We start from the raw sequence: 21,773 nt of genomic DNA, 5'->3' as shown, positions 1-21,773 counted from the left end.
CTCGAATGACGTTTCGGCCCCGGACCCTATCGAAGCGATAAGCGGTACGGACGCACCCTGCGCGACGGACGTCACCTTACCTGCTTTCTTTACCCGGAAAGCCCAATATTGTAACATTGCGCGTGATTTTGCTATCGGCCAAACTGATTGGTCCACTGATCTCACGACGACGTGGAACCTATCGTTACGCGGTGTCGCGATCACCTTGTAACGTCGTATAACGCGGGAGCATAAGTTGGGATCGCTTAGGCCTGAAAGAGAATACGGAATGAACGATCCGCTCGTCGAAATATTGATGGCCACGTATAACGGCGAGGCGCATATTGCGGAACAACTTGATTCTTTGATCGCGCAGTCGTATGCCAACTGGAAGGTGTTGGTCCATGACGATGGCTCGACTGACGCTACGGTTCGCATTGTGGCCGCTTATGCAAGCCGGTATCCAGAAAGAATAATCGTGCTGGATGATGGCCACCGCTGTGGTGGGGCAAAAAGCAATTTTGCGCATTTGATGGCGATGTCATCAGCAGACTACATTTTTTTCTGTGACCAGGATGACGTCTGGTTAAGCAGCAAAGTCGCAGACAGCGTCAAAACCATTTTGGCTGCCGAAGCTGTACACCGGCGCGAAACCCCGCTGGCCGTATTCACAGACTTAACCGTGGTCGACGCAAAACTGAACGTTCTTGCCGATTCAATGTGGGAATTTCAACGAATAAAGCCTGAACTTGCTGATTCGGTGAATACGCTGGCGGTGCGCAATTGCATGACGGGCTGCACCATGTTGATGAACCGCGCCGCGGTGGGTGCTTGCCTGCCGATTCCCGCTTACGCCGTCATGCATGATTGGTGGTGCGGGCTGAAAATACTTCAAGCTCGCGGTCGCCTCATTGCGATGAAAAGCCCCTTGGTGTTGTACCGGCAGCACGGCAGCAACGTTGTGGGGGCCCGGCGCTGGGGACCGGCCCTGATTGCACGCAAGCTGCTAAATTTCGGTTCGTACTGGGGCGACTTGCGTCGCAATTTCGTTATGGCGAAGCACTTTTTACCCGAACTGACCTTTTATTCCTTTGCTCTTAAAAAGCTGCACGCCTTGCGATGAGAACTACGCTGCTGACACTTCTATGTGTAGTTGGGGCTGCTTTGGGGCCATCCCGCTTCACAGCGTCTTATTGCCCGACAGCTACAATCCAACGGTCTGTCAACAATACGGCGCTGCATGAAGCCTAGTTCCCCTTTTCCGCCCACCCTAGCTGAACGCTATCCGATAGCGCTTCTGGCTGGCGTAGTTGATTTGCTGTTGATCATTTCCGGAAGCTACATCGCGCATTTTTTGCGATTTGGCGACTGGTACATGCTTGACCACTATCTGGTGGCCACCTTGGTCATAGCGCTTATGGTGGCAATTTGCCAGGTAATGCTGGGCACGTATTTATCGTGGCGCGGCCGGCATTTTTTTCGTCAATTGGCTCGTATGTACGGGGGCTGGTTATTGGCGCTGGCTATCATGGCGGCGCTTGCGGTATTTTTGAAGGTTGCCGATAACTACTCACGAATCTGGCTGGCAACGACCCTGGCCGTCGCCGTAGGGCTGGTCACGATTTTCCGCATGGTGGTATTTTTGGCCTTGCGTCGCATGCGCAGCAGAGGGCTTAACCTTAAACGCGTGATTGTGGTGGAAGCGGGCAGTTCGGCAGCCAACTTGCGCGACCGCGAGGCAGAACTGCCCGAGCATGGCTACCGAGTCGTGAAGAATTTACAGTTGGTCCACAGCCAGGACTGGCTGAATCAGTTGGTGTCCGACGTTATCGTGCAGCGGGTCCACGAATTATGGCTTTGCCTGCCTTTGCACGAGGGCGAGGCCATCAAAATCATTATGCATGCGCTGCGTCATCAAACGGTAGACATTCGATACTTGCCGGATCTGGGCGATTTGCCGCTACTGAATCATCGCGTTAGCGATATTGCCGGCCTCTATGCGCTTGATATCAGCCGCAGCCCGATGGAAGGTCCGGCCCGTTTGATAAAGCGCAGCGAAGACTTGCTACTGGGCTCCGCGATTTCGATTGTCGTGCTGCCCATTTGCATACTGATCGCACTGGCGATTAAATGCACATCGCGCGGCCCGGTCATTTTCAAGCAGTACCGAACCGGTATCAGCGGCCGACGATTCAAGGTATACAAGTTTCGTTCCATGGAAGTTCACGAAGAGGGTTCCAACCAATTGACGCAGGCCCACTTCGGAGACCCGCGCATTACGAAACTGGGCGCATTCTTGCGTCGCAGCAGTCTTGATGAACTTCCCCAGTTCTACAATGTGCTGCAAGGCCGTATGTCGATTGTGGGGCCACGCCCCCATGCCTTGGCGCACAATGAACACTATAAAGAGATAGTCGAATCGTATATGCAGCGGCATAAGGTCAAGCCAGGCGTTACCGGCTGGGCTCAGGTTAATGGATACCGGGGCGAAACCGACACGCTCGAAAAAATGGAAAAGCGGGTCGAGCACGACTTGTGGTACATCGACAATTGGTCTCTGGGCCTGGATCTGAAAATTATCTTCCAGACGATTTACAAAGGCTTTTTTAATGGCCAACCATGACTCGCCGAGATCGGGCATGAATCATGGCTGAAACCAAGCCCTTGCTCGCCACCGTCATCATTCCCACCTATAACGGCGGGACAATCTGGAAGGCATGCGCGGCGGCGCTCGTCAACGCCCGTGCCGCCTGCAACCAGATTTCAAATGTGCTGGTGATTGATTCGTCTTCAAGCGACGACACGGTCGCGGTTGCTCATGACTGCGGCTTTTCCGTGCACGTGATCGAGTCTCGTCGCTTCGACCATGGTGGCACGCGCAACCTGGCCTGCACGCTGGGTACGGACAGTGCTGACATTGTCGTATTCCTTACTCAGGATGCTATTTTGGCGAGCGACAGTTCCCTTATCAGGCTGATCAATGTTTTTCAGGACCCACAGGTGGCCGTCGCCTATGGACGCCAGTTGCCGCATGTCGATGCCAACCCTATTGCCGCGCACGCCCGACGATTCAACTACCGCGACCGCAGCTATGTGGCAAGTCGCGAAGCGAAAGAAAGGACAGGATTGAAAACCGTCTTTACGTCTAATTCTTTTGCGGCCTACCGCTTATCGGCATTCAAGGAATTAGGCGGCTTTCCGGAAAAATCCATTGTAAGCGAAGACATGTATTTTGCGGCCAAAGCAGCGATGGGCGGTTATAAGATCGCGTATGTGGCCGATGCTACCGTTTTGCATTCACACAACTACACGCCCCTGGAAGAGTTCCGGCGCTACTTTGATATTGGAGTTTTTCACCGTACCGAGGCATGGATAGCGCAGGAATTTGGTGGAGCGGGCGGCGAAGGAACGCGGTTTTTGATGTCCGAATTCCGCTATTTGCTAAAGGTAGCGCCAAGTTGGATACCTCGTGCGTGTATCCATAATTTTTTCAAGATTGCAGGGTACAAACTGGGAAAGAACTACCACCGCCTGCCCGCCAGCTTGCGGCGCAGTTTCAGCATGCATAAGAAATACTGGAGCACATGATGAGCAATACATATATGGTCAGCGGCCCTTCACGCGCCGAAGTCGATGCGCTTACCGGCCCGGTCGTCCTGGAGTTCGGTACTGACTGGTGCGGCTATTGCAGCGCGGCGCAGCCCGCCATTGCGTCGGCCTTTTCCGCCCATCCTGATGTACAACACATTAAGGTGGAAGACGGCAGTGGCCGACCGTTAGGGCGCTCGTTCAAAATCAAATTGTGGCCCACATTAGTGTTTATGCGCGATGGCACCGAAGTCGCGCGCCTGGTCAGGCCCACCGAAGCGAAGCCCATTGCCGACGCCTTGGCGCAGATTAATCGTTAAACAACGCTGGCGCCACTCGAAGCGTTTCTTCAGTAGATATATCAAAACGCGTCAAAATGTATCATAATCCCACCGTCACAATGTTGACATATTTATCTACGGGAGAACACTATGACGATTCAGGATTTATCGCTATGGCCGCTGAAAGTATGTTGTAAAAGGCGTGTTTGCGAGAGCAGGGCGGCACATGTTGGAAGTGGCATAAAGAAGATTTTGTTGGCCGCGGTGGCTGTGGGGATGGCCGGCTTCGTACTGACTGAAGTGGCTTTGGCCAGCGCAAGTGCGGCCGTGGTGGGCAAAAGAGCCGATAACCAGTTGTCGGCAGTGCTGTGGTCACCGCCACCCACCGATACCGAATGGATAGTGAACGAGGCGCAATTGGGTTTACCCGATGCGCCTTTTGTTTTTTCTGGCGATACCTTATATACCGCTGGCACGTTTGAATCGCGCCGCGCTTTCCTGATACGCAGCCTTGCCGGCATACATGTGCAAGACGATTCGGCTCTGCACTTGAGCGGCGTCATCTCCAACCCAGTCGGAATTAGAGCGGGTCTGGAAAAATTTGGCGCGGGCACCTTGAGCTTATCGGGCCACAATTTGTACAACGGCAATACCACCCTGCACGAGGGGACGCTGCGAATCAGCGGCGAACAGGCATTGGGAAATACGGCCAATCTACTGACCGTGAACCAAGGCACCGTGGTGGATTATGCCCCAGGCGCTACCCTGTTTAACCAGATGCGCGTCAGTGGAGACAACTCGGTCGACGAGTCGCCCAACGGCCCGACACCCGAACCCGCTTCATGGGCGCTTGCCGACAGTGTTCAATGGCGTGTAAACGAGGGCACGGCCACGATAATCGGACCGGTGTTTGGAACAGTGCCTATCGTAAAACAGGGGCCGGGCATGCTGCAGTTGAACGGCGTAATCGGCTACCCATCGTTTCTTACCGTCAATGAAGGCGTGGCGACGGTCGACGGGCATATGGCGGGATCGGTGCGCGTGAACCAGGGCGCGCGTCTGGAAGGATCCGGCTTCGCGCGCACGGTAACGGTCAATGACGGCGCTGTTTTTTCACCAGGTAGCGGGGTGGGTGACCCGGCAAACTTCGTCGTATTGGAAAAACTCGAATTCAAGCCGGGCGCCATATTCGAGGTCGACGCGACGGCCGCGGGCAGGTCAGATCAGATCCAAGTGGCCGGCAAAGCGTTGCTGGACGGCACGGTCATGACCCGCGCCACTGCAGGCGATTGGCAGCCCACCACTCAATATACGTTGGTGCACGCGCTAGACGGCTTCGACGGCACGCAGTTCGCCTCGGCCAATACAGACTTGGCGTTCCTGACACCCTCGTTGAGCTACGACAATGAGTTCGTTTACTTGAATTTGAAGCGCAACAACACACCCTTGGACGATGTGGCGGATACGCCAACCGAAGACGACGTGGCTGATGTGATCGATGAAGACGTGCCATCGCCGCCGGAAGTGCCGACCCCGCCCGTAACGCCGCCGCCTCCTGAAGTGATCGAGCCCCCGCCCACGCCTGAAGGGCCGCTACCGCCGGTGACCGAGGCCCCGGTTCCCGACGCCGACGTGGTGCTGCAGGAAGAACCCCCCGTGACCGAGGTGGCGCAGGTCGAGGAAGAGGTTGCCACTCCTCCGAAAGACAACCAGGAATTGCATGACAAGATCGTGGTGATGGACAGGCCACAAGCCAAGGAAGCCCTGAATCAACTGTCCGGAAGCTGGGCTGCATCAGTTCGTTCGGCCATGCTGGAAGATAGCCGCTTCGTGCGCGAGGCCGTATTGCGCAATGCCGGGTCGGGTTCGTGGTCTGAAGCGTTTTATTCGTCTGGCGAGCGCGCTTCGCAAGGCGGCACGCCCGCCGATCAGCGCTACATTGGCGGGCTGGTGCTGGGCTTCGATAAGCCAGTGCATTCGAATGGGAAAGCGGGCGGCTTTCTTGCCACCCAACACAGCGAGATGTCGCGGCGTCATGGAATGGCCAGCGCCAACATCGACACGATATATGCTGGGCTTAATCTTGCCGCCAATCTGCGTTACGTCGATGTCGCACTGGGGTTGGCGCAGGGTTGGCACAAGGTTAAAAGCCAGCGCAAAATCGCCGTGGGCGCGATGTACGACGCCTTGACCGGCGGCTATAGCGGCCGCAGCATGCAGCTGTTTGGCGAAATCGCTGCGCCTTTGCAATGGCTGGCGTCCAACGCCCACGCTATTACCCCGTTCGCCCGCTTGGCTTGGGTAAAAGCACAGGCCGATGGCTTCGTCGAAAAAGGCGGCGCGGCGGCGACCAAGGTCCTGCCGTCAGACCAATCTGTGTTGTTTTCCTCGCTGGGGTTGCGGGCCAGTCACGTTTTCGAAACGCCAAAAGGGGAAGCGATCGTCCAAAGCCAATTGGCGTGGCATCATGCCAGCGGTGACGTGAGCGCGATAAGCCGGCAGAGCTTTCGCGAAAGTAGACGCCAAACCTTGTTCAAATCTGAAGGATTGCCCGTAGCGCGGCAGGCGTGGTCGCTGCAGTTGGGCGTGCAAGCCAGTCTGGCCAAGAACGTAAGCTTGGGTATGGCTTATGGCGGGCAATATTCCCGTGGACGGCCCGACCACGGCGCAAGGGCGAACCTGGTCTGGCGCTTCTAATCCGTTAGCGCCGGCATCATTACAATTTATTAAAGACTGCAGCGACAATCAAGCCAAGGTTGCCCAACGCAGTCTGCCGGTAAATACCGGTCCACAATAACTGCACCAGGCGAGGCAGCATCCACGTCTGCCGCGCTTGTACGAACTGATCCAGAGTTTGCTGATTTCGGGGGGTAAGTTTGTCCCGAATCTGCTGCAAGGCCGCGATATTCTTTTCACACCACTCCTTGAACTCGCCCTGGAGCAGCATGCGCACACGGATCATGCGTGCCGACATGGAAGAGTTCATGCCGATCAAATTGCCGCTGTGCTGGCGGTATCGCAATGATGGGTAGCGGTCATAACAAACCGTACCGCCGCATCCCGTGACAACGATATACACCCACCAATCGTGGATTACGATGGGCGTCGTTTTTTCTACGCACAGCAACAGTTGGCGGGCGCTGTCGTTAAATACCATGGTGTTGCCACCCGCTATGTTCTGCATCAGGGCATTGCCGAAGCTGGGCGGTCGCTTGAATAGTTGCGACAGCCCCAATTCATGGTTGTGTGCATCCACATACCGTGTGCGTGAACAATAAAGAGCTGGGGTGTCTTGGTAGTCGGGTTCCAGATTCCTGTCCAGCATGCACATTGCCCGACGTAGTTTGTCGGCTTCCCAGATGTCGTCCTGGTCGGAAAACGCGTAGTAGTCGGCCTGGATATCGGTGTTATAGACCAGCGACATAAAGTTGTCGGTTGCCCCGGTGACGGGGCCGTGCAGAATGGTCAGTTTCGCCTCGCCCCACACTTGCTGATAATTGTTAAGTATGGCCAGGGTATCGTCGGTTGACCCGGCATCGGAAGCCCACACCTTCCAGTTGGAGTGCGTCTGCAACAAAAAAGAATCCAGCTGTTCGGCAAGAAATTTGTCGCCTTGATACGTACAAAGCAATATGGCCACGCTGGGGGAGGGCGGGTCCAATGCGCATAAATACGACGTGTCGTCCGGCATGGTTGAAGACTCCTCGTGCTGCCTATGAAGCAAACGCTATGCCGCCTGGTTCTGCTAGCCGGACGCCCTATTGATGGCGTTGCGACTTGTTGTCATGCTTCATCATGTAAAACTTTGTGATGGCGTGGCCTGTTTTTTGCTGCCCAGTTAGTGGGACGAGGATGCACAGACAAAATTCTACTCGGGCATTCAGCGGAACCGAACAGAAAATAGAATAGGATAGCCTGCCTCATGGTGTACTTGCTAACCGCCTTCATGGTTTCCTTGATGCTGAATGTCATACTAGTGCGCTACAAGAATTTGCATAGCCGCTATACCGCTGACAGCGATTTGGCCGGGATTCAAAAATACCACGTCAGACCCGTGCCCCGTGTGGGCGGACTGGCACTGGTCTTGGCGATGTTGGCGGTGTATGTGCCGCTGGCACTTCGCGAGCCCGGCCTGATTAGTCAAATTGGCATGGTCTGGCTCTGTTCGCTGCCTGCCTTTCTGGGCGGTCTGGCCGAAGATATCAGTAAGCGCGCTTCAGTCAGATTACGTTTTTTACTGATCGCCATATCGGGTGTGCTGGTTTTTTATGTGCTTGACGCCCACATTACCCGCCTGAACGTAATGGGCATAGACTGGCTCTTGCAGTTTACGGTGGTGTCCTTCGTTGCCACGATTGTCGCCGTTACGGGTGCCGCCAATGCCATCAATATTATCGATGGCTACCATGGCCTGGCCGCCGTGGTGTCGGCATTGATCTTCGCCGGCTTCGCCTACGTCGCTTATTATCTGGGCGACCGGCTTCTGCTGGTGATGTCAGTCAGCATGATAGGGGCGATTTGCGGCTTTCTGATCTGGAACTACCCTGGTGGCCTGATCTTTCTGGGCGATGGCGGCGCCTATTTTATTGGCTACATGATGGGCGTGGTATCCATTATGCTATTGGCGCGACATCCCAATGTTTCAGCGTGGTTTCCTTTGCTGCTGTGCTTCTACCCAGTGTTTGAAACCTTGTTTTCCATCTATCGCAAGGCGTTTCTGCGGGGAAGTTCGCCCACCGTTCCCGACCGCGTGCACTTGCACATGTTGATCTACCGCCGCGTTGTCCGCTGGGCTCAGGTAGGCCCGGGCGAGCGGCGCAGCAAAACGCAGCGCAATGCCATGACCTCGCCGTTTCTGTGGGTGTTTTCCTCGTTGGCGGGTGTGCCAGCCATCTTGTTTTGGCAGAACGAGCCGATATTAATCGGCTTCACCGCCTTGTTTGTCGTGATTTATATGCTGCTGTATCGGGCATTGGTGCGCTTTCACGTACCCAAGTGGCTGATCGTGAAACGGCATCATGACGACGACTAGGCCGGCCGCCCCTAAATGGTTTCCGCGTACAAATCGTATTCGTCGGAATCGGTTACGCGCACACGCACCATATCGCCCGCTTTCAACGTTTGCTCGCTGCTGACAAACACGCTGCCGTCGATTTCGGGGGCGTCGGCACTAGACCTTCCGATGGCGCCATCTTCGTCGATTTCATCGATGAGGACATCGATTTCACGGCCCACTTTCTGTGCCAGGCGGGACGTTGAGATGGCTTGCTGATGGGCCATGAAGCGATCCCAGCGTTCTTGTTTGACGTCGTCGGGGACATGATCGGCTAGATCATTGGCCCGGGCGCCTTGCACCGGCGAATATTGGAAGCAGCCTACGCGGTCGAGCTGGGCGTCGGTCATCCAGTCGAGCAGGTACTGGAAATCTTCTTCGGTTTCGCCCGGGAAGCCTACGATAAAGGTTGAACGCAGGGTCAAATCGGGACAGATTTCGCGCCAACGCTTGATCCGAGCCATGGTGCGGTCTTCGAATGCCGGGCGCTTCATGGCTTTCAGGATTTTTGGACTGGCGTGCTGGAAGGGGATATCCAGGTACGGCAGGATTTTCCCATCGGCCATTAGGGGAATGACTTCGTCCACGTGCGGGTAGGGGTAGACATAATGCAGTCGCGTCCACACGCCGAATTCAGCCAGCGCTTCGCTAAGCTGCGTCATGTGGGTCTTGATGGGGCGGCCGTTCCAGAAGCCGCTGCGGAATTTCACATCGACGCCGTAGGCGCTGGTGTCTTGCGAAATGACCAGCAATTCTTTTACGCCCGCCTTGACCAGGCGCTCGGCCTCGCCCATGACGTCGCCTATGGGTCGGCTGACCAGGTCGCCACGCATCGACGGAATAATACAGAAGCTGCAGCGGTGGTTACAGCCTTCCGAGATCTTCAGGTAGGCGTAGTGGCGCGGCGTAAGCTTGATGCCTTGCGGCGGCACCAGGTCGATGTAGGGGTCGTGGTCGAGCTTGGGGGGCGCCGCTTCGTGTACGGCGCGTACGACTTGCTCGTACTGCTGCGGGCCGGTGACGGCCAGGACGGCAGGGTGCATGTCGCGGATCAGGGCTTCTTCTACGCCCATGCAACCCGTAACGATGACTTTGCCATTTTCGGCAATGGCTTCGCCAATGGCGTCCAGCGATTCGGCCTTGGCGCTGTCGATAAAGCCACAGGTATTGACGACCACCACGTCGGCGTTGTCGTAATCAGGCGTGATGATATAGCCTTCAGTACGCAATTGCGTCAGGATGCGCTCGGAATCCACCAACGCTTTAGGGCATCCCAGACTGACAAAGCCGACTTTTGGGGAACTCATGTATAACCTCGTTGAGCCTAAGGCTCGATAAAGAAAAAGAATTTTAGCGGCTACCGGGCCAGGTCGCCATTTGATGATAAAGTCGAGAACAGATCCTATCTTGGCAGGCCTTCGTTCTCGTGCCCGAAATTTCTTCTATACCCACCCGTAATACGACATCCTTGTCGGACACTATCTTGGCCAGCGCGCAAAACGTGCAGGCCGTGCTGGCTGGCGCGTCGCTGACCGACAGCCTTGCTGCCACGCCGGCGGCGCTGCGCGCTTCCACGCAGGCCGTTGCGTTTCATGTAATGCGACGCCTGGGCCTGGTGTTCGAGATAAAGCAGATGCTGGTGCAACGTGCGCCGCCCAATCCGCTGTTCGACGCCGTGCTGTTGGTGTCGCTGGCCTTGCTGGATACGGCGGTCGAATTTTCGGACGAAACCTCGTCCGACCACGTTGCGCGCCGCGACTTGCCGGTATATGCCGTACATACGGTGGTGGACCAGGCCGTAAACGCGGTGGCCGGCCAACGCAAGCTGCAGACCTATAAAGGCTTGTTAAATGCAACGCTAAGGGGCTTTATTCGGGAAAGACCTGCTATTTTAGCGCAGGCACGCCAATATCCGGAAGCAGTATTCAATCATCCCAACTGGTGGATCGCTAAAGTACGCCGCGCCTACCCCGATCAATGGCAGGCATTGCTGGTGGCGGCCAACCGTCCTGGCCCTATGGCACTGCGCGTCAATGCCCGGCGTTCCTCAGTCGAAAAGATGATGGCCGAGCTTGCGGCCGCCGGCCTGGAAGCCACTTCACCGGCCCCCGGGGCCATTGTCTTATCTACACCACGCCCAGTACAGGCTGTGCCGGGTTTTGAAGAGGGCTGGTGGTCGGTACAAGACCTTGCGGCCCAGCAAGCTGCACAGATATTGCCGCTGCAGTCCGGCATGCGCGTGCTTGACGCTTGCTCGGCGCCTGGCGGCAAGACGGCTCATTTGCTCGAGCGAGCCGATATCGACTTGCTGGCGCTTGATTCTGATCCGATACGGCTGGAACGGGTCGCCCAAAACTTGCATCGCCTGGGGCTCGACGGCGCCAATGTCGAGTTGCGCGCCGCCGATGCGATCGACCTGCCTTCCTGGTGGGATGGCCGCCATTTCGATGCGGTGCTGGCCGATGTGCCCTGCACGGCATCGGGCATTGTGCGCCGTCACCCCGACATACGTTGGCTGCGCCGCGAAACCGATATTCCGAAAACCGCCAGCGTGCAGCGCAAGATCATGGATGCGCTCTGGCAAACCGTGAAACCCGGCGGACACTTGCTGTATTCCACATGCTCGATCTTTCCGCAGGAAGGTGAACAACAGGCGGTTCAATTCGAAAAACGGCATGCCGATGCGGTCCGCCAGCCGGCGCCCGGTCAGTTGTTGCCCCTTGCGGATGAACAATCGGCATCTTGCGATGGCTTTTTCTATGCCTTGTTTGCCAAGAAGGCGTGAGTCGTCAAAAATGGTGCACGTTTTGTCTTTTTTTGGATCCCGGTGAGCGGTAATGCTACGACTCTTGTTTCCTTTATTGTTGTGTTTGTCGCTGACGGCGCATGCCCAGGTCAGCGTGCAGCACGAGGCCGAGCGTGTCACGCGGGTCGAGCCCGTTATCGAAGACGGCAAGCTGTATATCGATGCTGACATCGATTTTTCAGTCAATGGCGACCTGCGCAATGCCGCCGAAAAAGGGGTGCCTATCTACTTTACGGCCGATCTGGAAGTGGTATCCAAACGCTGGTGGTGGTTCGACAACGAGGTCGTCAAAGAACGGCGCACCTGGCGGATTGTCTACAACGCCCTGACACGGCAATGGCGTGTGGGCAGCAGCGAACTGACTCTGCCTGAATCGTCGCTGGACGATGCCTTGTCGCTGGTGCGCAATATTCGTGGTTGGGCTGTGGCCAACATTGAAGATCTTGAAGTGGACAAACTCTACGAAGGCCGGATCCGGCTGCGTCTTGATACCTCATTACTAGCGCGCCCCTTTCAGGTGGATGCCTTTAACAGCAGCGCTTGGTCCTTAGCGACTCCATGGAAAAACTTCACTTTTTCGATCTCACGCGACGCGCTCCAACCCTAGTACGCTGGGGTCTGCGTGTTGCACTTTTCGTGGCGGCAATAAGCTCGCTGGCCTTGCTGACCCTGCTGGCCTGGTCAACCGGTAATGCTTCGCGCTATGCCCAGCAGTACGATACCTTGCTGGTGCTCAATGGCATTCTTGCCGTGGCGCTGGTATTTTGGGTGGTACTGCTGGCTGCGCGTTTATTGCGCCAGATTCGCAGGCGCCAGTTCGGCGCGCGCCTGACGGCCCGCTTTGCTTTGTACTTCACCCTGATCGGGGTGGTGCCCGGCGCCTTGATTTATGTGTTGTCGGTGCAGTTCATGTCCCGCTCCATTGAATCCTGGTTCAATGTGCGCGTCGATAACGCGCTTGAAGCCGGTTTGAATCTGGGGCGTGCAGCACTTGATTCACAACTGGCCGACCTGAACGCCCGTGCCAAAGAGCTCTCTGTCCGGCTGGGCAGTGGCAGCGATGCCGACATGGCGCAGGCCATTACACGCCTGCGCGAAACCAGCGGAGCGACCGAAGCCATGGTCTTTACCGGAAACGGCCGGCTGATCGCTTTTTCATCATCGGCCTATGGGCAGTTGTTGCCCGACATGCCGCCAACAGGCGTCATGAATCAGCTTAGGGTATCGCGCGGATACTCCGCCGCCGAAACCGACGAGCGCATGGTGTCGGGCGGCACCGATGCACCAGACAGCACGGGTTTGCGCCTGCGCGTTGTGATTCCCGTAAGCACCCCCGATCGCCTGACCACCGTCTTCGGGATTGCGCCGGACACGCGCTGGCTGCAGGTCATTCAGCCAGTACCCGATCAAATCGCGCGCAATGCCAACCAGGTACAGCAGGGCTTTCGAGACTACCAGGAATTGGCCCTGTCGCGTCTGGGCTTGCGCAAGTTGTATGGCATTACGCTTACCCTGGCCCTGATCCTGGCGGTTTTCGCCGCCGTCGCGGTGGCCCTGGCGGTATCGCGTCGGCTGGTGCGGCCTTTGCTAACCCTGGCTTCGGGAACGCAGGCGGTGGGGGTGGGCGATTACCGGCCGCTGCCCGAAGCTCCTGCCAAGGATGAAATCGGTCAGCTCACACGTTCGTTCAATGCCATGACGCGCCAGCTCGATGAAGCACGCCAGATGGTCGAGAACAACCGCCAGCAATTAGAGCGATCCAATGTTTACCTGGAATCGGTGCTTAGCAATTTGTCGTCCGGTGTGTTGGTGTTCGACGAGATGTTTCGCGTAACCATGTTCAACCAGGGCGCGCAAAGTATCTTGCGAGTCGATTTACGGTCAGTAAAAGGCCGGCCGCTGGAAACCGCTGACGGCGCGTTTGCCTTGTCGCAACTGATACGCCAGGCCTTTGCCGCACATACCGCGGTGGGGTCCGAACGCCTGTATTGGCAACAGCAGTTCGAACTGGAACTGGAAGACGCGACCGATAATGAAACCAAGAAGCACATCGTGACCCTGCTGGCACGCGGTACGCATTTGAGCGTTGACAGCCGCGGCAACGGTTACTTGGTCGTGTTCGATGACATCAGCGAGGTCATTTCCGCTAACCGCACTGTGGCTTGGGGTGAAGTGGCCCGCCGGCTGGCGCACGAAATCAAGAATCCGCTGACACCCATACAATTGTCCGCCGAGCGGCTTGCCATGAAGCTGGACGGGCGCCTGAATGAAGCCGATGCCGCCATGCTGACACGATCTACGAATACAATCGTGAACCAGGTGGCGTCGTTAAAGAAGATGGTCGACGACTTTCGCGAGTACGCCCGCACGCCGCCCGCACAGATGCAAGACATAAACATCAACGGTCTAGTGGGCGAGGTGCTTAGCCTGTATGGTTGGGACCCGGTGGGGGGCCACGTACGTGACGATGGCCGTAGCGCTAGAATCGAGGTCGAATTCGACCCGGAGATTCCAAAGATTGAAGGGGATCCGACGCAGTTGCGTCAGGTAATCCATAATTTGCTGGCAAATGCCCGCGACGCGGCTAGCCAGGAACAGCCGCTTGCTCAGGCCTGTATTTGGGTGCAGACCAAGCTGACCAGGTCATCGCCCAATAACGGACCCGAGCAACTTGCGGTACGCCTGACCGTGTCTGATAATGGCCCCGGCTTTGCGCCGCAAGTATTGACGCGGGTTTTCGAGCCCTACGTCACGACCAAGGCAACGGGGACGGGCCTGGGGCTTGCTATAGTAAAAAAGATTATCGAGGAACACGGTGGCCGAATTGATGTTTCGAACCGCCGGGAAGGGGGGGCACGCATTTCCATCCTCTTGACACGCCTTGCCGTTTCTACGACTAAGATGGACGTAGATACGCAAGAGAACGATAATGCGGAAAAAATAGGTAGGTGACGCTTTATGGCCAGAATCCTGGTTGTTGACGATGAAATTGGTATTCGCGAGCTTTTGTCTGAAATTCTTTACGACGAAGGGCATACGATCGAGCTCGCAGAAAACGCCGCGCAGGCGCGCGCAGCGCGCCTGCGCGCCCGGCCGGACTTGGTCTTGCTTGATATCTGGATGCCAGACACGGATGGCGTAAGCCTGTTGAAAGAGTGGGCGTCGCAAGGTCTGCTGGATATGCCGGTGATCATGATGAGCGGCCACGCAACGGTAGATACCGCCGTCGAGGCTACCAAAATTGGCGCGATCGATTTCCTGGAAAAGCCGATTACCTTGCAAAAGCTGCTTAAAACGGTCGCAGCCGGTCTGGCTCGCCCGGTGCTCACGCCGGCCGTGGCCGCAGCGGCCCGGATGCCGCTTGAGCGCAGGGTAGATAACGTTCAGCCGCTGACCACCAGCCAGATTGCCGATGCCGTTGCACCCGTGCCTGATGCCAACCATTCGCTACTGGGCGGCATTTCCTTAGACCAGCCCCTGCGGGATGCCCGCGACGAATTCGAACGGATTTATTTCGAATATCACTTGGGTCGTGAAAATCACAGCATGACGCGCGTGTCCGAACGCACCGGTCTGGAGCGCACTCACTTGTATCGCAAGCTGAAGCAACTGGGCATCGACGCTTCGCGCAAAAAGAACGTCGCAAGCTAAAGGCGTCGAAGCGGCGACGCGCTTGCTGCGCCTTGCCCGCTTTGGGTTCTGGCCTTACTTGCTCAAGACCTTCCGGAAATACGCGATTGTCCTTTGCAGCCCATCGTCGAGTTCGACGGTCGGCGTCCATTGCAATACGGAATTCGCCTTCGAAATATCGGGTCGACGCTGCAAGGGATCGTCTTGCGGTAAGGTGAGAAAGACGATCTTGCTTTTCGAGCCGGTCAAACGCAGAACCATTTCGGCAAGTTCACGAATCGTGAATTCGGCAGGATTGCCCAAGTTGATGGGGCCGATCTCGTCGTCCTGACTCATCATGCGCAGCATGCCTTCGATAAGGTCATCGACATAGCAGAACGATCGAGTCTGCAGTCCATCCCCATACAGCGTTAGCGGTTCACCCTGCAGTGCCTGAACAATAAAATTACTGACTACCCGGCCATCGTTGGGGTGCATGCGCGGGCCATAGGTATTGAAGATTCGGATCACCCTTATATCGACCTTGTTTTGCCTGTGGTAGTCAAAGAATAAGGTTTCCGCGCAGCGCTTGCCCTCGTCATAGCAGGCTCGCGGGCCGGCCGTATTCACATGGCCCCAATAGTCTTCCGCTTGGGGGTGAACTTGCGGGTCGCCGTAGACCTCGCTGGTCGAGGCCTGCAAAATGCGCGCCTTGCGGCGCTTGGCCAGACCTAGCATATTGATCGAACCCAGCACCGATGTCTTGATGGTGGCCACCGGGTCGTTCTGATAATGAACCGGGCTGGCGGGGCATGCCAGGTTGTAGATGCGGTCGACCTCTACATGCAAGGGCAGCCAGATATTGTGCCGTAGCAGTTCAAAGTGCTTATGGTCCAGCAGATGGCGAATATTGTCTTTGCTACCGGTATAAAGATTATCGACGCACAGCACTTCATTTCCGTCGGCGATTAATCGATCACAAAGGTGCGAACCCAGAAAGCCCGCGCCGCCAGTCACCAATGTGGTCATCGTCATTGCACGGTTTCCTGTGTTTGCATTCGGCATCTAGTGCCGCATGCAATACCCGTGCCTATAGGGGCCGCATATATCTCAAATTGAGATATACTGGCTGGATGAAGATCATTAGCAACAGTGCCTTAAGGGCTTTCGCTGCGGAGCATCCCCAAGCCGACGATCCCTTACAGGGCTGGCGGCGAGTGATTGAGAAGAACCGATTTGCCAACTGGGCCGAACTCAAAGCCGCGTTCAATGCGGTGGATAAAGTCGGTGAGTTAGTGGTGTTCAACGTCGGTGGCAATAAATACCGCTTGGTTACCTACATTCGGTTTGAAAAGCAGATCGTGTACGTCAAGGCGGTGCTTACCCACCGAGATTACGATAAAGGAGCATGGAAACCATGAACGCGCCCATCGATGTGACACAGCTGCTTCCGGCTTGGGAACATTTCCGCCGCGCTACCGACATCGCCCCCATCCGTGACGAGGCTCATTACGTTTGCATGACCCAGATTCTCGAAGCCCTGCTCGATGAAATCGGTGGCAACGAAAATCATTCGGCCATGGGGCTGGTCGATATCGTCGGCGACCTGATTGAAGACTATGAGATCAAGCGCCACCCCTTGCCTGATGCCACCGGCATACAAGCTCTGAGTTTCCTGATGGAACAACACGGCCTGAGGCAAGGTGATCTGCCGGAAATCGGTAGTCAGGGCGTTGTTTCGGAGATTCTGACTGGCAAGCGCGAGCTTAATATCCGGCAAGTTCGGGCCCTTAGCGAGCGCTTTGGTGTTTCGGCGGCAACCTTTGTTTGAACAAGAAGCATCTGACTCCCAGCAGTGGATGCGCCAATTTGTGCAGTACCTACCCGAGGCCTTTCCCTGCCCATTGCTAGCCTGGGCATGGCACACACTTGGTGAACGAATCACGTATCCGTCTTGCGCGGCTTGATCGTCGGGAGTGGAGGCTTTGGGTCTTTGCTGGCGTGGCCAATCGAACCGACCGATATGCGGGTCTCGCCGAACATGTTGCGCATGCTGGCGGAACGCCATGCATGGCCGTAGGCCACTTCGAGGGTCAGATGTATGGTGCCGTCGATATGCCGCTGGCGTTCAAGGGCGTCCAGCAAGCGCTGCCGCCACTGCCTGCCGACCAAGCCCCGGCGACGATCCAGGCTGGGATTGCCACCCAGCGTGCGCATGTCTTCCAGAAGTTTTTCCGGTGTGCGATAGGTAAGGGTGATGATTTCCTGATCCATGACCGGGTCGGAAAAACCGCGCTCGATAAGCAGGTCCCCAAAATCGTGCATGTCGACATACTGTGGCGTGTTGGTCTGAAGATTGGCGTCGACAATGGCTTTGCGCAGTTCGGCCAGCGAGCCAGGGCCCAAACACGAGAACATAACCAAGGCACCAGGCTTTAGCACGCGGCGCCATTCGCTTAGTACCTGATGGGGTTCGGGGTGCCAGTGCAAGGCCATATTCGACCAGACCAGGTCCATGCTTTCAGGCGCCAGACCGGATTCGGCCATATCGGCCAGGATGAATTCGGCGGGCGGCGTGGGCTTGTTGCGCAGTTTTTGCCAGAATCCGGGTTTGGCCAGGTAGCGTTGACGCGCGGCCTCGAGCAAAGGGGCGCAGTTATCCAGGCCTTTGTAGTCCAGTTCTGCATAGCGCGCCCGCAAGGGTTCCAGCGCATGGGCCGCGCCGCAGCCCGCGTCCAGCACCGCCACTGGCGCAACGCGTATATAACTTAATCGCTGCAACATCCGCTGGGCGATTTCGCCGTACAGAAACTGCGCTGAATCCAGAGGGCTGCGCCGGGCAAATTGCAGACTGACATGGGCCGGACTGACGCGCAGTGAAGGTGGCTGTGACATTTTTGGCTAAAGGATCTGGTGTGTGGAAATAGGCTGTGTTTACATACGTTCATGGCCCCGGTCGTGGGCGCCTGCGATACGTTGTATACGCCATCGAGACTACCATTATGGCCGATATGCCCCCCATGCGCGAATATGCACGACACAGCGGCGTGGGTTTGCGCCGCCGCCTTTACCTGGCGTGCCGAGCCGGTATTGCCCTGGTTCCGACGGCTTGCGTTTTATGCCAAGGAAGCGCTAAAGGCGGCGGGCTGTGCGCCAATTGCGCCGCCGCGGTCTTGCATTCCATGCAACATAACGGCTTGCGTTGCCCGGCCTGTTGTCTGGCGCTGGGTCGCCATAATGCCTGCCCCGATTGCTGCTTGCGGCAACCCGCGTTCGATCGCGTCATTGCGGCCTTCGATTACGCCGAACCGGGCGACCTGCTGATTCACTATTTTAAAGTCGGCAGGCGCTTTACCAGCGCTGGCATGCTGGCCGGCTTGCTTGCGCGAACCGTGCGTGACGCGACACCCGCTTTGCCAGCGAATACAATCCTGGTTCCAGTCCCGGCCAGCCGAAGTTCGATTATCGAGCGGGGTTTTAATCCCGCCGCTGAAGTCGCTCGCAGTCTGGCGCGCCAGCTCGATTTGTCGTGCCGCCCGGAATTGCTGCTGCGCGTTCAGGAAGGCAGCCGCCAGACCAGGCTGAACCGCACGGACAGACTCCATAGCGTGCAGTCGTTATACGCTTGCCCCCAACGGGTGGCCGGTGCAGCGATTGCGGTCGTGGACGACGTCCTTACCACGGGCAGCACGCTGCACAGCATTGCGCAGCAGTTCAAGGCGGCGGGTGCCGCGTCGGTGCTGGGCTTGGTGCTGGCGCGCACCCCTTATATCGCTGAGGCCCTGTAGCGCGTCTGGAAAGCCGCTGTGCCTTCATGGGCTTGCTGCTTTTAGCGACCTATCGTTCTAACGGAATACATCCATGTTTCACATCGTTTTAGTGTCGCCCGAAATACCGCCCAATACGGGAAACGTCATTCGCCTGGCCGCCAATACGGGCGCCGGACTGCACCTGGTACGCCCGCTGGGCTTCGAATTGGATGACAAAAGACTGAAGCGCGCCGGCCTGGATTACCACGAATGGGCCAATATGCAGGTGCACGACAGCCTGGCTCTCGCGTTCGAAAAGATAGGCGGTGATCCCGCGCGCCGCTTCGCCTTGACGACCAAAGGCACACAGCTGATTGGCTTGACGCCTTTTGCGCCCGGCGATGTCTTCGTGTTTGGCCGCGAGACCGCTGGCCTGACAGCGGAACAAATGGCGTTTTTTCCGCCGGATCAACGCCTGCGCCTGCCCATGTTGCCCGACCAGCGTAGCCTGAACCTGTCTAACGCCGTGGCCGTCACGGTGTACGAAGCGTGGCGGCAGTCAGGGTACGCGGGCAGCGTGTGATGATGTTGCGCCACGCCGGGTCGTTCGACGCGACTCTCGGCTGGCGGCTTTCGGGGCAGCGCTGTGTTGCAAGGTCAGAATAAGTTTCTCGATGGCCGGCGTGACCGAATCCGATAGTGCGGCAGCCACGAGTTTCGCCACCGGAGTCGATTGGCCGGCTATCGGTAAGAAAACCAGTGAATCGCCGCGCGTGCGTGACAGGGAAGACGGAACAATGGCAATGCCTGCGCCGGCTTCGACCAGCGTCAGTATCGTGGGGATAACGCTTTCTTGCACGATGTTCGGAACGAGTTTGCTGCGTACGAACATGGTTTGCACGATTTCCCTGAAGTAAGGCGAGATATCTTGTTGCAGACCGATTAGCGGGTACAGAACGATATCTTGCAGTTTGACGCGGTGGTAATTGGCCAGCTTGTGGTCTTTTCTGACCACGAGCATCATGGGCTCGCTATGTATTTCGATCGTCTGAATATCGGCGGACATCACTGTAGGCCGCATTAATGCGATATCCAGGGTACGCAAGCGCAAGGCGCTTTCCATAACGGTTGAGGTCATCTCACGCAGGTCCAAATCAATCTCGGGATGTTCAACCCGGAATTGATAGAGCCCGCCGGCCAAGGTAGAGCTGGCTGCGCTTGGCGTCAGGCCGATCACCAACGATCCGGCTTCGCCGCGTGCGGCTTGCCGCACTGCACGCAGCATAGACACGGTATCGCCGGAAATCTGTTGAGCACGGTCATACAGTATCTGACCCGCAGGGGTAAGACGCACGGATCGGGTCGTTCTCAAGAAAAGCGGCGCGCCGATAAGCTCTTCAAGGCGTTTGATATGCTGACTGAGCGGTGGCTGAGTCATGAATAACCGTGCGGCAGCGCGACCGAAATGGAGCTCTTCAGCGACCACGCAGAATACCGACAGCAGCTTGCCATCCAAGAACATTAAGTTTGACACCGACATAATGAGCGTCCTATTTAGAATTGGACGAATAATAATCGACTGGCTACCATGCTGACTCTTTGCAAACTAAATCAGTGTCGTGCCCCAGGGTATTTTTTCAGGTCGCGACATAAAAAAATCAACGGGGAAGGCATTATGTCGAATGCAATGCAAAAGTTGCTGGTAAAGGGCGCGCTGATACTGTCAGCGTCAGTGGGAATGATCGCGGGCGCGAATGCAGTGCATGCGGCTGATTACCCCCAAGGAGCCATCACGTTTATCGTTCCCTATGCGGCGGGTGGCAGTTCCGATACGCGATCGCGTCAGCTGGCGCAGAAACTTTCCGAGTATCTTGGGCAAACGGTCGTAGTCGATAACCGGCCCGGGGCAAGCGGCAATATTGGCACGGCAGCGATTGCTCGTGCGAAACCGGACGGGTACACAATAGGCCTGGGCAATTTTGCTCCGTTGGCAACGAATCAGGCGCTTTACGAAAAACTGCCCTTCGATCCTCAGAAAGACGTGCAGCCTATCGCACTGCTAGAGAAAGGCCCTTTGGTATTGGCGGTGTCGGCAAAATCATCCTACACCACGATTGCTGGCTTGATAGCACACGGCAAGCAAAACCCGGACAACCTGAACTACGGATCGACGGGTGCCGGTGGAGCCTCGAATCTTGTCGCAGAGTTGTTGAAGAATACGGCCGGTTTTGAAGCCGCCCACATTCCCTACCGTGGCGGCGCGCCTGCAGTAAATGACCTGATCGCCGGAAACGTCGATTTCGTTATGGATCTTGCCAGTTTGTTCATTCCGCACGCCACCGGCGCAAACCCGCGGGTACGGATTTTGGCCGTGACATCGGCACAAAGGCTGTCGGCCTTGCCCGCTGTCCCCACCTTTACGGAACTGGGCTTGCCAGCGATGAACGCGTCGAACTGGTTTGGCGTTATTGCACCGAAAGGTGTCCCCGCAGCCGTCATTCAGCGGCTGAACGAGGGGGTGAATCGCGCCGTGCAGGATGCCGAGTACGCTCGCATCGTTGATGCGCAGGGCGCCGAAGTCGGTGGCGGCACTCCTGATGACTTTACGCAGTTTGTAAGGTCGGAAAATGCTCGCTGGACCAAATTGATTAAAGAAAAAGGCATGCGGGCTCAGTAAGAGATAGCGACGCATCGCTGGAACAAAGGTT

At 56.8% G+C, this 21,773-nt stretch carries 20 protein-coding genes; 15 read left to right on the top strand and 5 right to left on the bottom strand.

The window, feature by feature from the left end:
* The first annotated feature begins 268 nt into the window (after positions 1-268).
* From EKL30_RS09745 to EKL30_RS09725, 5 genes are all read left to right on the top strand, one after another.
* Positions 269-1,102: a glycosyltransferase family 2 protein gene (locus EKL30_RS09745; protein WP_126707040.1), complete on the top strand. Its 834-nt coding sequence runs from the start codon at positions 269-271 to the stop codon at positions 1,100-1,102.
* Positions 1,103-1,219: 117 nt separating this feature from the next.
* Complete coding sequence (locus EKL30_RS09740) at positions 1,220-2,602, top strand: undecaprenyl-phosphate glucose phosphotransferase (protein ID WP_126707039.1); 1,383 nt, start codon at positions 1,220-1,222, stop codon at positions 2,600-2,602.
* 23 nt (positions 2,603-2,625) lie between these two features.
* The gene (locus EKL30_RS09735) at positions 2,626-3,567 is read left to right on the top strand and encodes a glycosyltransferase family 2 protein (RefSeq protein WP_233582999.1); all 942 of its coding nucleotides are present in this window, start codon (positions 2,626-2,628) and stop codon (positions 3,565-3,567) included.
* Positions 3,567-3,887: a thioredoxin family protein gene (locus EKL30_RS09730; RefSeq protein WP_126707309.1), complete on the top strand. Its 321-nt coding sequence runs from the start codon at positions 3,567-3,569 to the stop codon at positions 3,885-3,887. The genes EKL30_RS09735 and EKL30_RS09730 overlap by 1 nt, the downstream gene beginning before the upstream one ends.
* A 111-nt stretch (positions 3,888-3,998) precedes the next feature.
* A complete protein-coding gene (locus EKL30_RS09725; RefSeq protein ID WP_126707038.1) occupies positions 3,999-6,545 on the top strand; it encodes an autotransporter domain-containing protein in 2,547 nt (848 codons plus the stop codon).
* A gap of 19 nt (positions 6,546-6,564) precedes the next feature.
* On the opposite strand, the gene EKL30_RS09720 is transcribed toward EKL30_RS09725, so the two are convergent.
* Positions 6,565-7,539, bottom strand: coding sequence for a glycosyltransferase family 2 protein (locus EKL30_RS09720; RefSeq protein WP_126707037.1), 975 nt, complete (start codon positions 7,537-7,539; stop codon positions 6,565-6,567).
* Between the two features lie 231 nt (positions 7,540-7,770).
* Between EKL30_RS09720 and EKL30_RS09715 the strand changes: the two genes are divergently transcribed.
* The gene (locus tag EKL30_RS09715) at positions 7,771-8,880 is read left to right on the top strand and encodes a glycosyltransferase (protein ID WP_126707036.1); all 1,110 of its coding nucleotides are present in this window, start codon (positions 7,771-7,773) and stop codon (positions 8,878-8,880) included.
* 11 nt (positions 8,881-8,891) lie between these two features.
* Here EKL30_RS09715 and rimO read toward each other — a convergent pair whose 3' ends face one another.
* Positions 8,892-10,208 (bottom strand): 30S ribosomal protein S12 methylthiotransferase RimO, encoded by a 1,317-nt coding sequence (gene rimO, locus EKL30_RS09710; RefSeq protein WP_126707035.1) that lies wholly within the window; start codon positions 10,206-10,208, stop codon positions 8,892-8,894.
* Positions 10,209-10,336: 128 nt separating this feature from the next.
* Between rimO and rsmB the strand changes: the two genes are divergently transcribed.
* The 4 genes from rsmB to EKL30_RS09690 are packed head-to-tail and all read left to right on the top strand — an operon-like array spanning position 10,337 to position 15,358.
* Entirely contained in the window at positions 10,337-11,686 is a 1,350-nt protein-coding gene (gene rsmB / locus EKL30_RS09705; RefSeq protein WP_370246257.1) for a 16S rRNA (cytosine(967)-C(5))-methyltransferase RsmB, read from the top strand.
* A gap of 52 nt (positions 11,687-11,738) precedes the next feature.
* Positions 11,739-12,314, top strand: coding sequence for a DUF4390 domain-containing protein (locus EKL30_RS09700; protein WP_126707033.1), 576 nt, complete (start codon positions 11,739-11,741; stop codon positions 12,312-12,314).
* Complete coding sequence (locus EKL30_RS09695) at positions 12,266-14,659, top strand: ATP-binding protein (protein ID WP_126707032.1); 2,394 nt, start codon at positions 12,266-12,268, stop codon at positions 14,657-14,659. Before EKL30_RS09700 ends, EKL30_RS09695 begins: the two co-directional genes overlap by 49 nt.
* 6 nt (positions 14,660-14,665) lie before the next feature.
* Positions 14,666-15,358: a response regulator gene (locus EKL30_RS09690; RefSeq protein WP_126707031.1), complete on the top strand. Its 693-nt coding sequence runs from the start codon at positions 14,666-14,668 to the stop codon at positions 15,356-15,358.
* Between the two features lie 54 nt (positions 15,359-15,412).
* Here the strand turns inward: EKL30_RS09690 and EKL30_RS09685 are convergent, their stop codons facing one another.
* On the bottom strand, positions 15,413-16,351 hold the full coding sequence (locus tag EKL30_RS09685) for a UDP-glucuronic acid decarboxylase family protein (protein ID WP_199748531.1): 939 nt from the start codon (positions 16,349-16,351) through the stop codon (positions 15,413-15,415).
* A 98-nt stretch (positions 16,352-16,449) separates the two neighbouring features.
* Here EKL30_RS09685 and EKL30_RS09680 point away from each other — a divergent pair, with 98 nt between their 5' ends.
* Together EKL30_RS09680 and EKL30_RS09675 are read left to right on the top strand one after the other, a co-directional pair.
* Positions 16,450-16,737 (top strand): type II toxin-antitoxin system HigB family toxin, encoded by a 288-nt coding sequence (locus tag EKL30_RS09680; RefSeq protein ID WP_126707029.1) that lies wholly within the window; start codon positions 16,450-16,452, stop codon positions 16,735-16,737.
* Complete coding sequence (locus EKL30_RS09675) at positions 16,725-17,147, top strand: type II toxin-antitoxin system HigA family antitoxin (protein WP_233583036.1); 423 nt, start codon at positions 16,725-16,727, stop codon at positions 17,145-17,147. Before EKL30_RS09680 ends, EKL30_RS09675 begins: the two co-directional genes overlap by 13 nt.
* A 110-nt stretch (positions 17,148-17,257) precedes the next feature.
* Here the strand turns inward: EKL30_RS09675 and EKL30_RS09670 are convergent, their stop codons facing one another.
* Positions 17,258-18,211, bottom strand: a complete 954-nt coding sequence (locus EKL30_RS09670; protein ID WP_126707028.1) for a methyltransferase domain-containing protein — start codon at positions 18,209-18,211, stop codon at positions 17,258-17,260.
* A 35-nt stretch (positions 18,212-18,246) separates the two neighbouring features.
* Here EKL30_RS09670 and EKL30_RS09665 point away from each other — a divergent pair, with 35 nt between their 5' ends.
* A complete protein-coding gene (locus EKL30_RS09665; protein ID WP_126707027.1) occupies positions 18,247-19,104 on the top strand; it encodes a ComF family protein in 858 nt (285 codons plus the stop codon).
* Positions 19,105-19,177: 73 nt separating this feature from the next.
* Positions 19,178-19,648, top strand: a complete 471-nt coding sequence (locus EKL30_RS09660) for a tRNA (cytidine(34)-2'-O)-methyltransferase (protein WP_126707026.1) — start codon at positions 19,178-19,180, stop codon at positions 19,646-19,648.
* Here EKL30_RS09660 and EKL30_RS09655 read toward each other — a convergent pair.
* Entirely contained in the window at positions 19,625-20,605 is a 981-nt protein-coding gene (locus EKL30_RS09655) for a LysR substrate-binding domain-containing protein (protein ID WP_126707025.1), read from the bottom strand. The two genes, EKL30_RS09660 and EKL30_RS09655, sit on opposite strands and share 24 nt — an antisense overlap.
* A gap of 135 nt (positions 20,606-20,740) precedes the next feature.
* Between EKL30_RS09655 and EKL30_RS09650 the strand changes: the two genes are divergently transcribed.
* Positions 20,741-21,742, top strand: coding sequence for a tripartite tricarboxylate transporter substrate binding protein (locus EKL30_RS09650; protein WP_199748529.1), 1,002 nt, complete (start codon positions 20,741-20,743; stop codon positions 21,740-21,742).
* Positions 21,743-21,773: the final 31 nt, after the last annotated feature.

Source organism: Candidimonas sp. SYP-B2681, from assembly GCF_003971065.1.
Lineage (GTDB): Bacteria > Pseudomonadota > Gammaproteobacteria > Burkholderiales > Burkholderiaceae_B > Pollutimonas.
Note: the sequence above shows the minus strand (reverse complement) of the source record. Positions and strands in the feature narration are given on the sequence as shown.

What these genes read in the sequence shown, in the direction of transcription:
- EKL30_RS09685 (WP_199748531.1), bottom strand. Translation starts at nt 16,351, where the DNA reads ATGACGATGACCACATTGGTGACTGGCGGCGCGGGCTTTCTGGGTTCG.
- EKL30_RS09725 (WP_126707038.1), top strand. Translation starts at nt 3,999, where the DNA reads ATGACGATTCAGGATTTATCGCTATGGCCGCTGAAAGTATGTTGTAAA.
- EKL30_RS09700 (WP_126707033.1), top strand. Translation starts at nt 11,739, where the DNA reads ATGCTACGACTCTTGTTTCCTTTATTGTTGTGTTTGTCGCTGACGGCG.
- EKL30_RS09660 (WP_126707026.1), top strand. Translation starts at nt 19,178, where the DNA reads ATGTTTCACATCGTTTTAGTGTCGCCCGAAATACCGCCCAATACGGGA.
- rimO (WP_126707035.1), bottom strand. Translation starts at nt 10,208, where the DNA reads ATGAGTTCCCCAAAAGTCGGCTTTGTCAGTCTGGGATGCCCTAAAGCG.
- EKL30_RS09740 (WP_126707039.1), top strand. Translation starts at nt 1,220, where the DNA reads ATGAAGCCTAGTTCCCCTTTTCCGCCCACCCTAGCTGAACGCTATCCG.
- EKL30_RS09735 (WP_233582999.1), top strand. Translation starts at nt 2,626, where the DNA reads ATGGCTGAAACCAAGCCCTTGCTCGCCACCGTCATCATTCCCACCTAT.
- EKL30_RS09690 (WP_126707031.1), top strand. Translation starts at nt 14,666, where the DNA reads ATGGCCAGAATCCTGGTTGTTGACGATGAAATTGGTATTCGCGAGCTT.
- EKL30_RS09695 (WP_126707032.1), top strand. Translation starts at nt 12,266, where the DNA reads ATGGAAAAACTTCACTTTTTCGATCTCACGCGACGCGCTCCAACCCTA.
- EKL30_RS09670 (WP_126707028.1), bottom strand. Translation starts at nt 18,211, where the DNA reads ATGTCACAGCCACCTTCACTGCGCGTCAGTCCGGCCCATGTCAGTCTG.
- EKL30_RS09655 (WP_126707025.1), bottom strand. Translation starts at nt 20,605, where the DNA reads ATGTCGGTGTCAAACTTAATGTTCTTGGATGGCAAGCTGCTGTCGGTA.
- EKL30_RS09730 (WP_126707309.1), top strand. Translation starts at nt 3,567, where the DNA reads ATGAGCAATACATATATGGTCAGCGGCCCTTCACGCGCCGAAGTCGAT.
- EKL30_RS09745 (WP_126707040.1), top strand. Translation starts at nt 269, where the DNA reads ATGAACGATCCGCTCGTCGAAATATTGATGGCCACGTATAACGGCGAG.
- EKL30_RS09680 (WP_126707029.1), top strand. Translation starts at nt 16,450, where the DNA reads ATGAAGATCATTAGCAACAGTGCCTTAAGGGCTTTCGCTGCGGAGCAT.
- EKL30_RS09675 (WP_233583036.1), top strand. Translation starts at nt 16,725, where the DNA reads ATGGAAACCATGAACGCGCCCATCGATGTGACACAGCTGCTTCCGGCT.
- EKL30_RS09715 (WP_126707036.1), top strand. Translation starts at nt 7,771, where the DNA reads ATGGTGTACTTGCTAACCGCCTTCATGGTTTCCTTGATGCTGAATGTC.
- EKL30_RS09720 (WP_126707037.1), bottom strand. Translation starts at nt 7,539, where the DNA reads ATGCCGGACGACACGTCGTATTTATGCGCATTGGACCCGCCCTCCCCC.
- EKL30_RS09650 (WP_199748529.1), top strand. Translation starts at nt 20,741, where the DNA reads ATGTCGAATGCAATGCAAAAGTTGCTGGTAAAGGGCGCGCTGATACTG.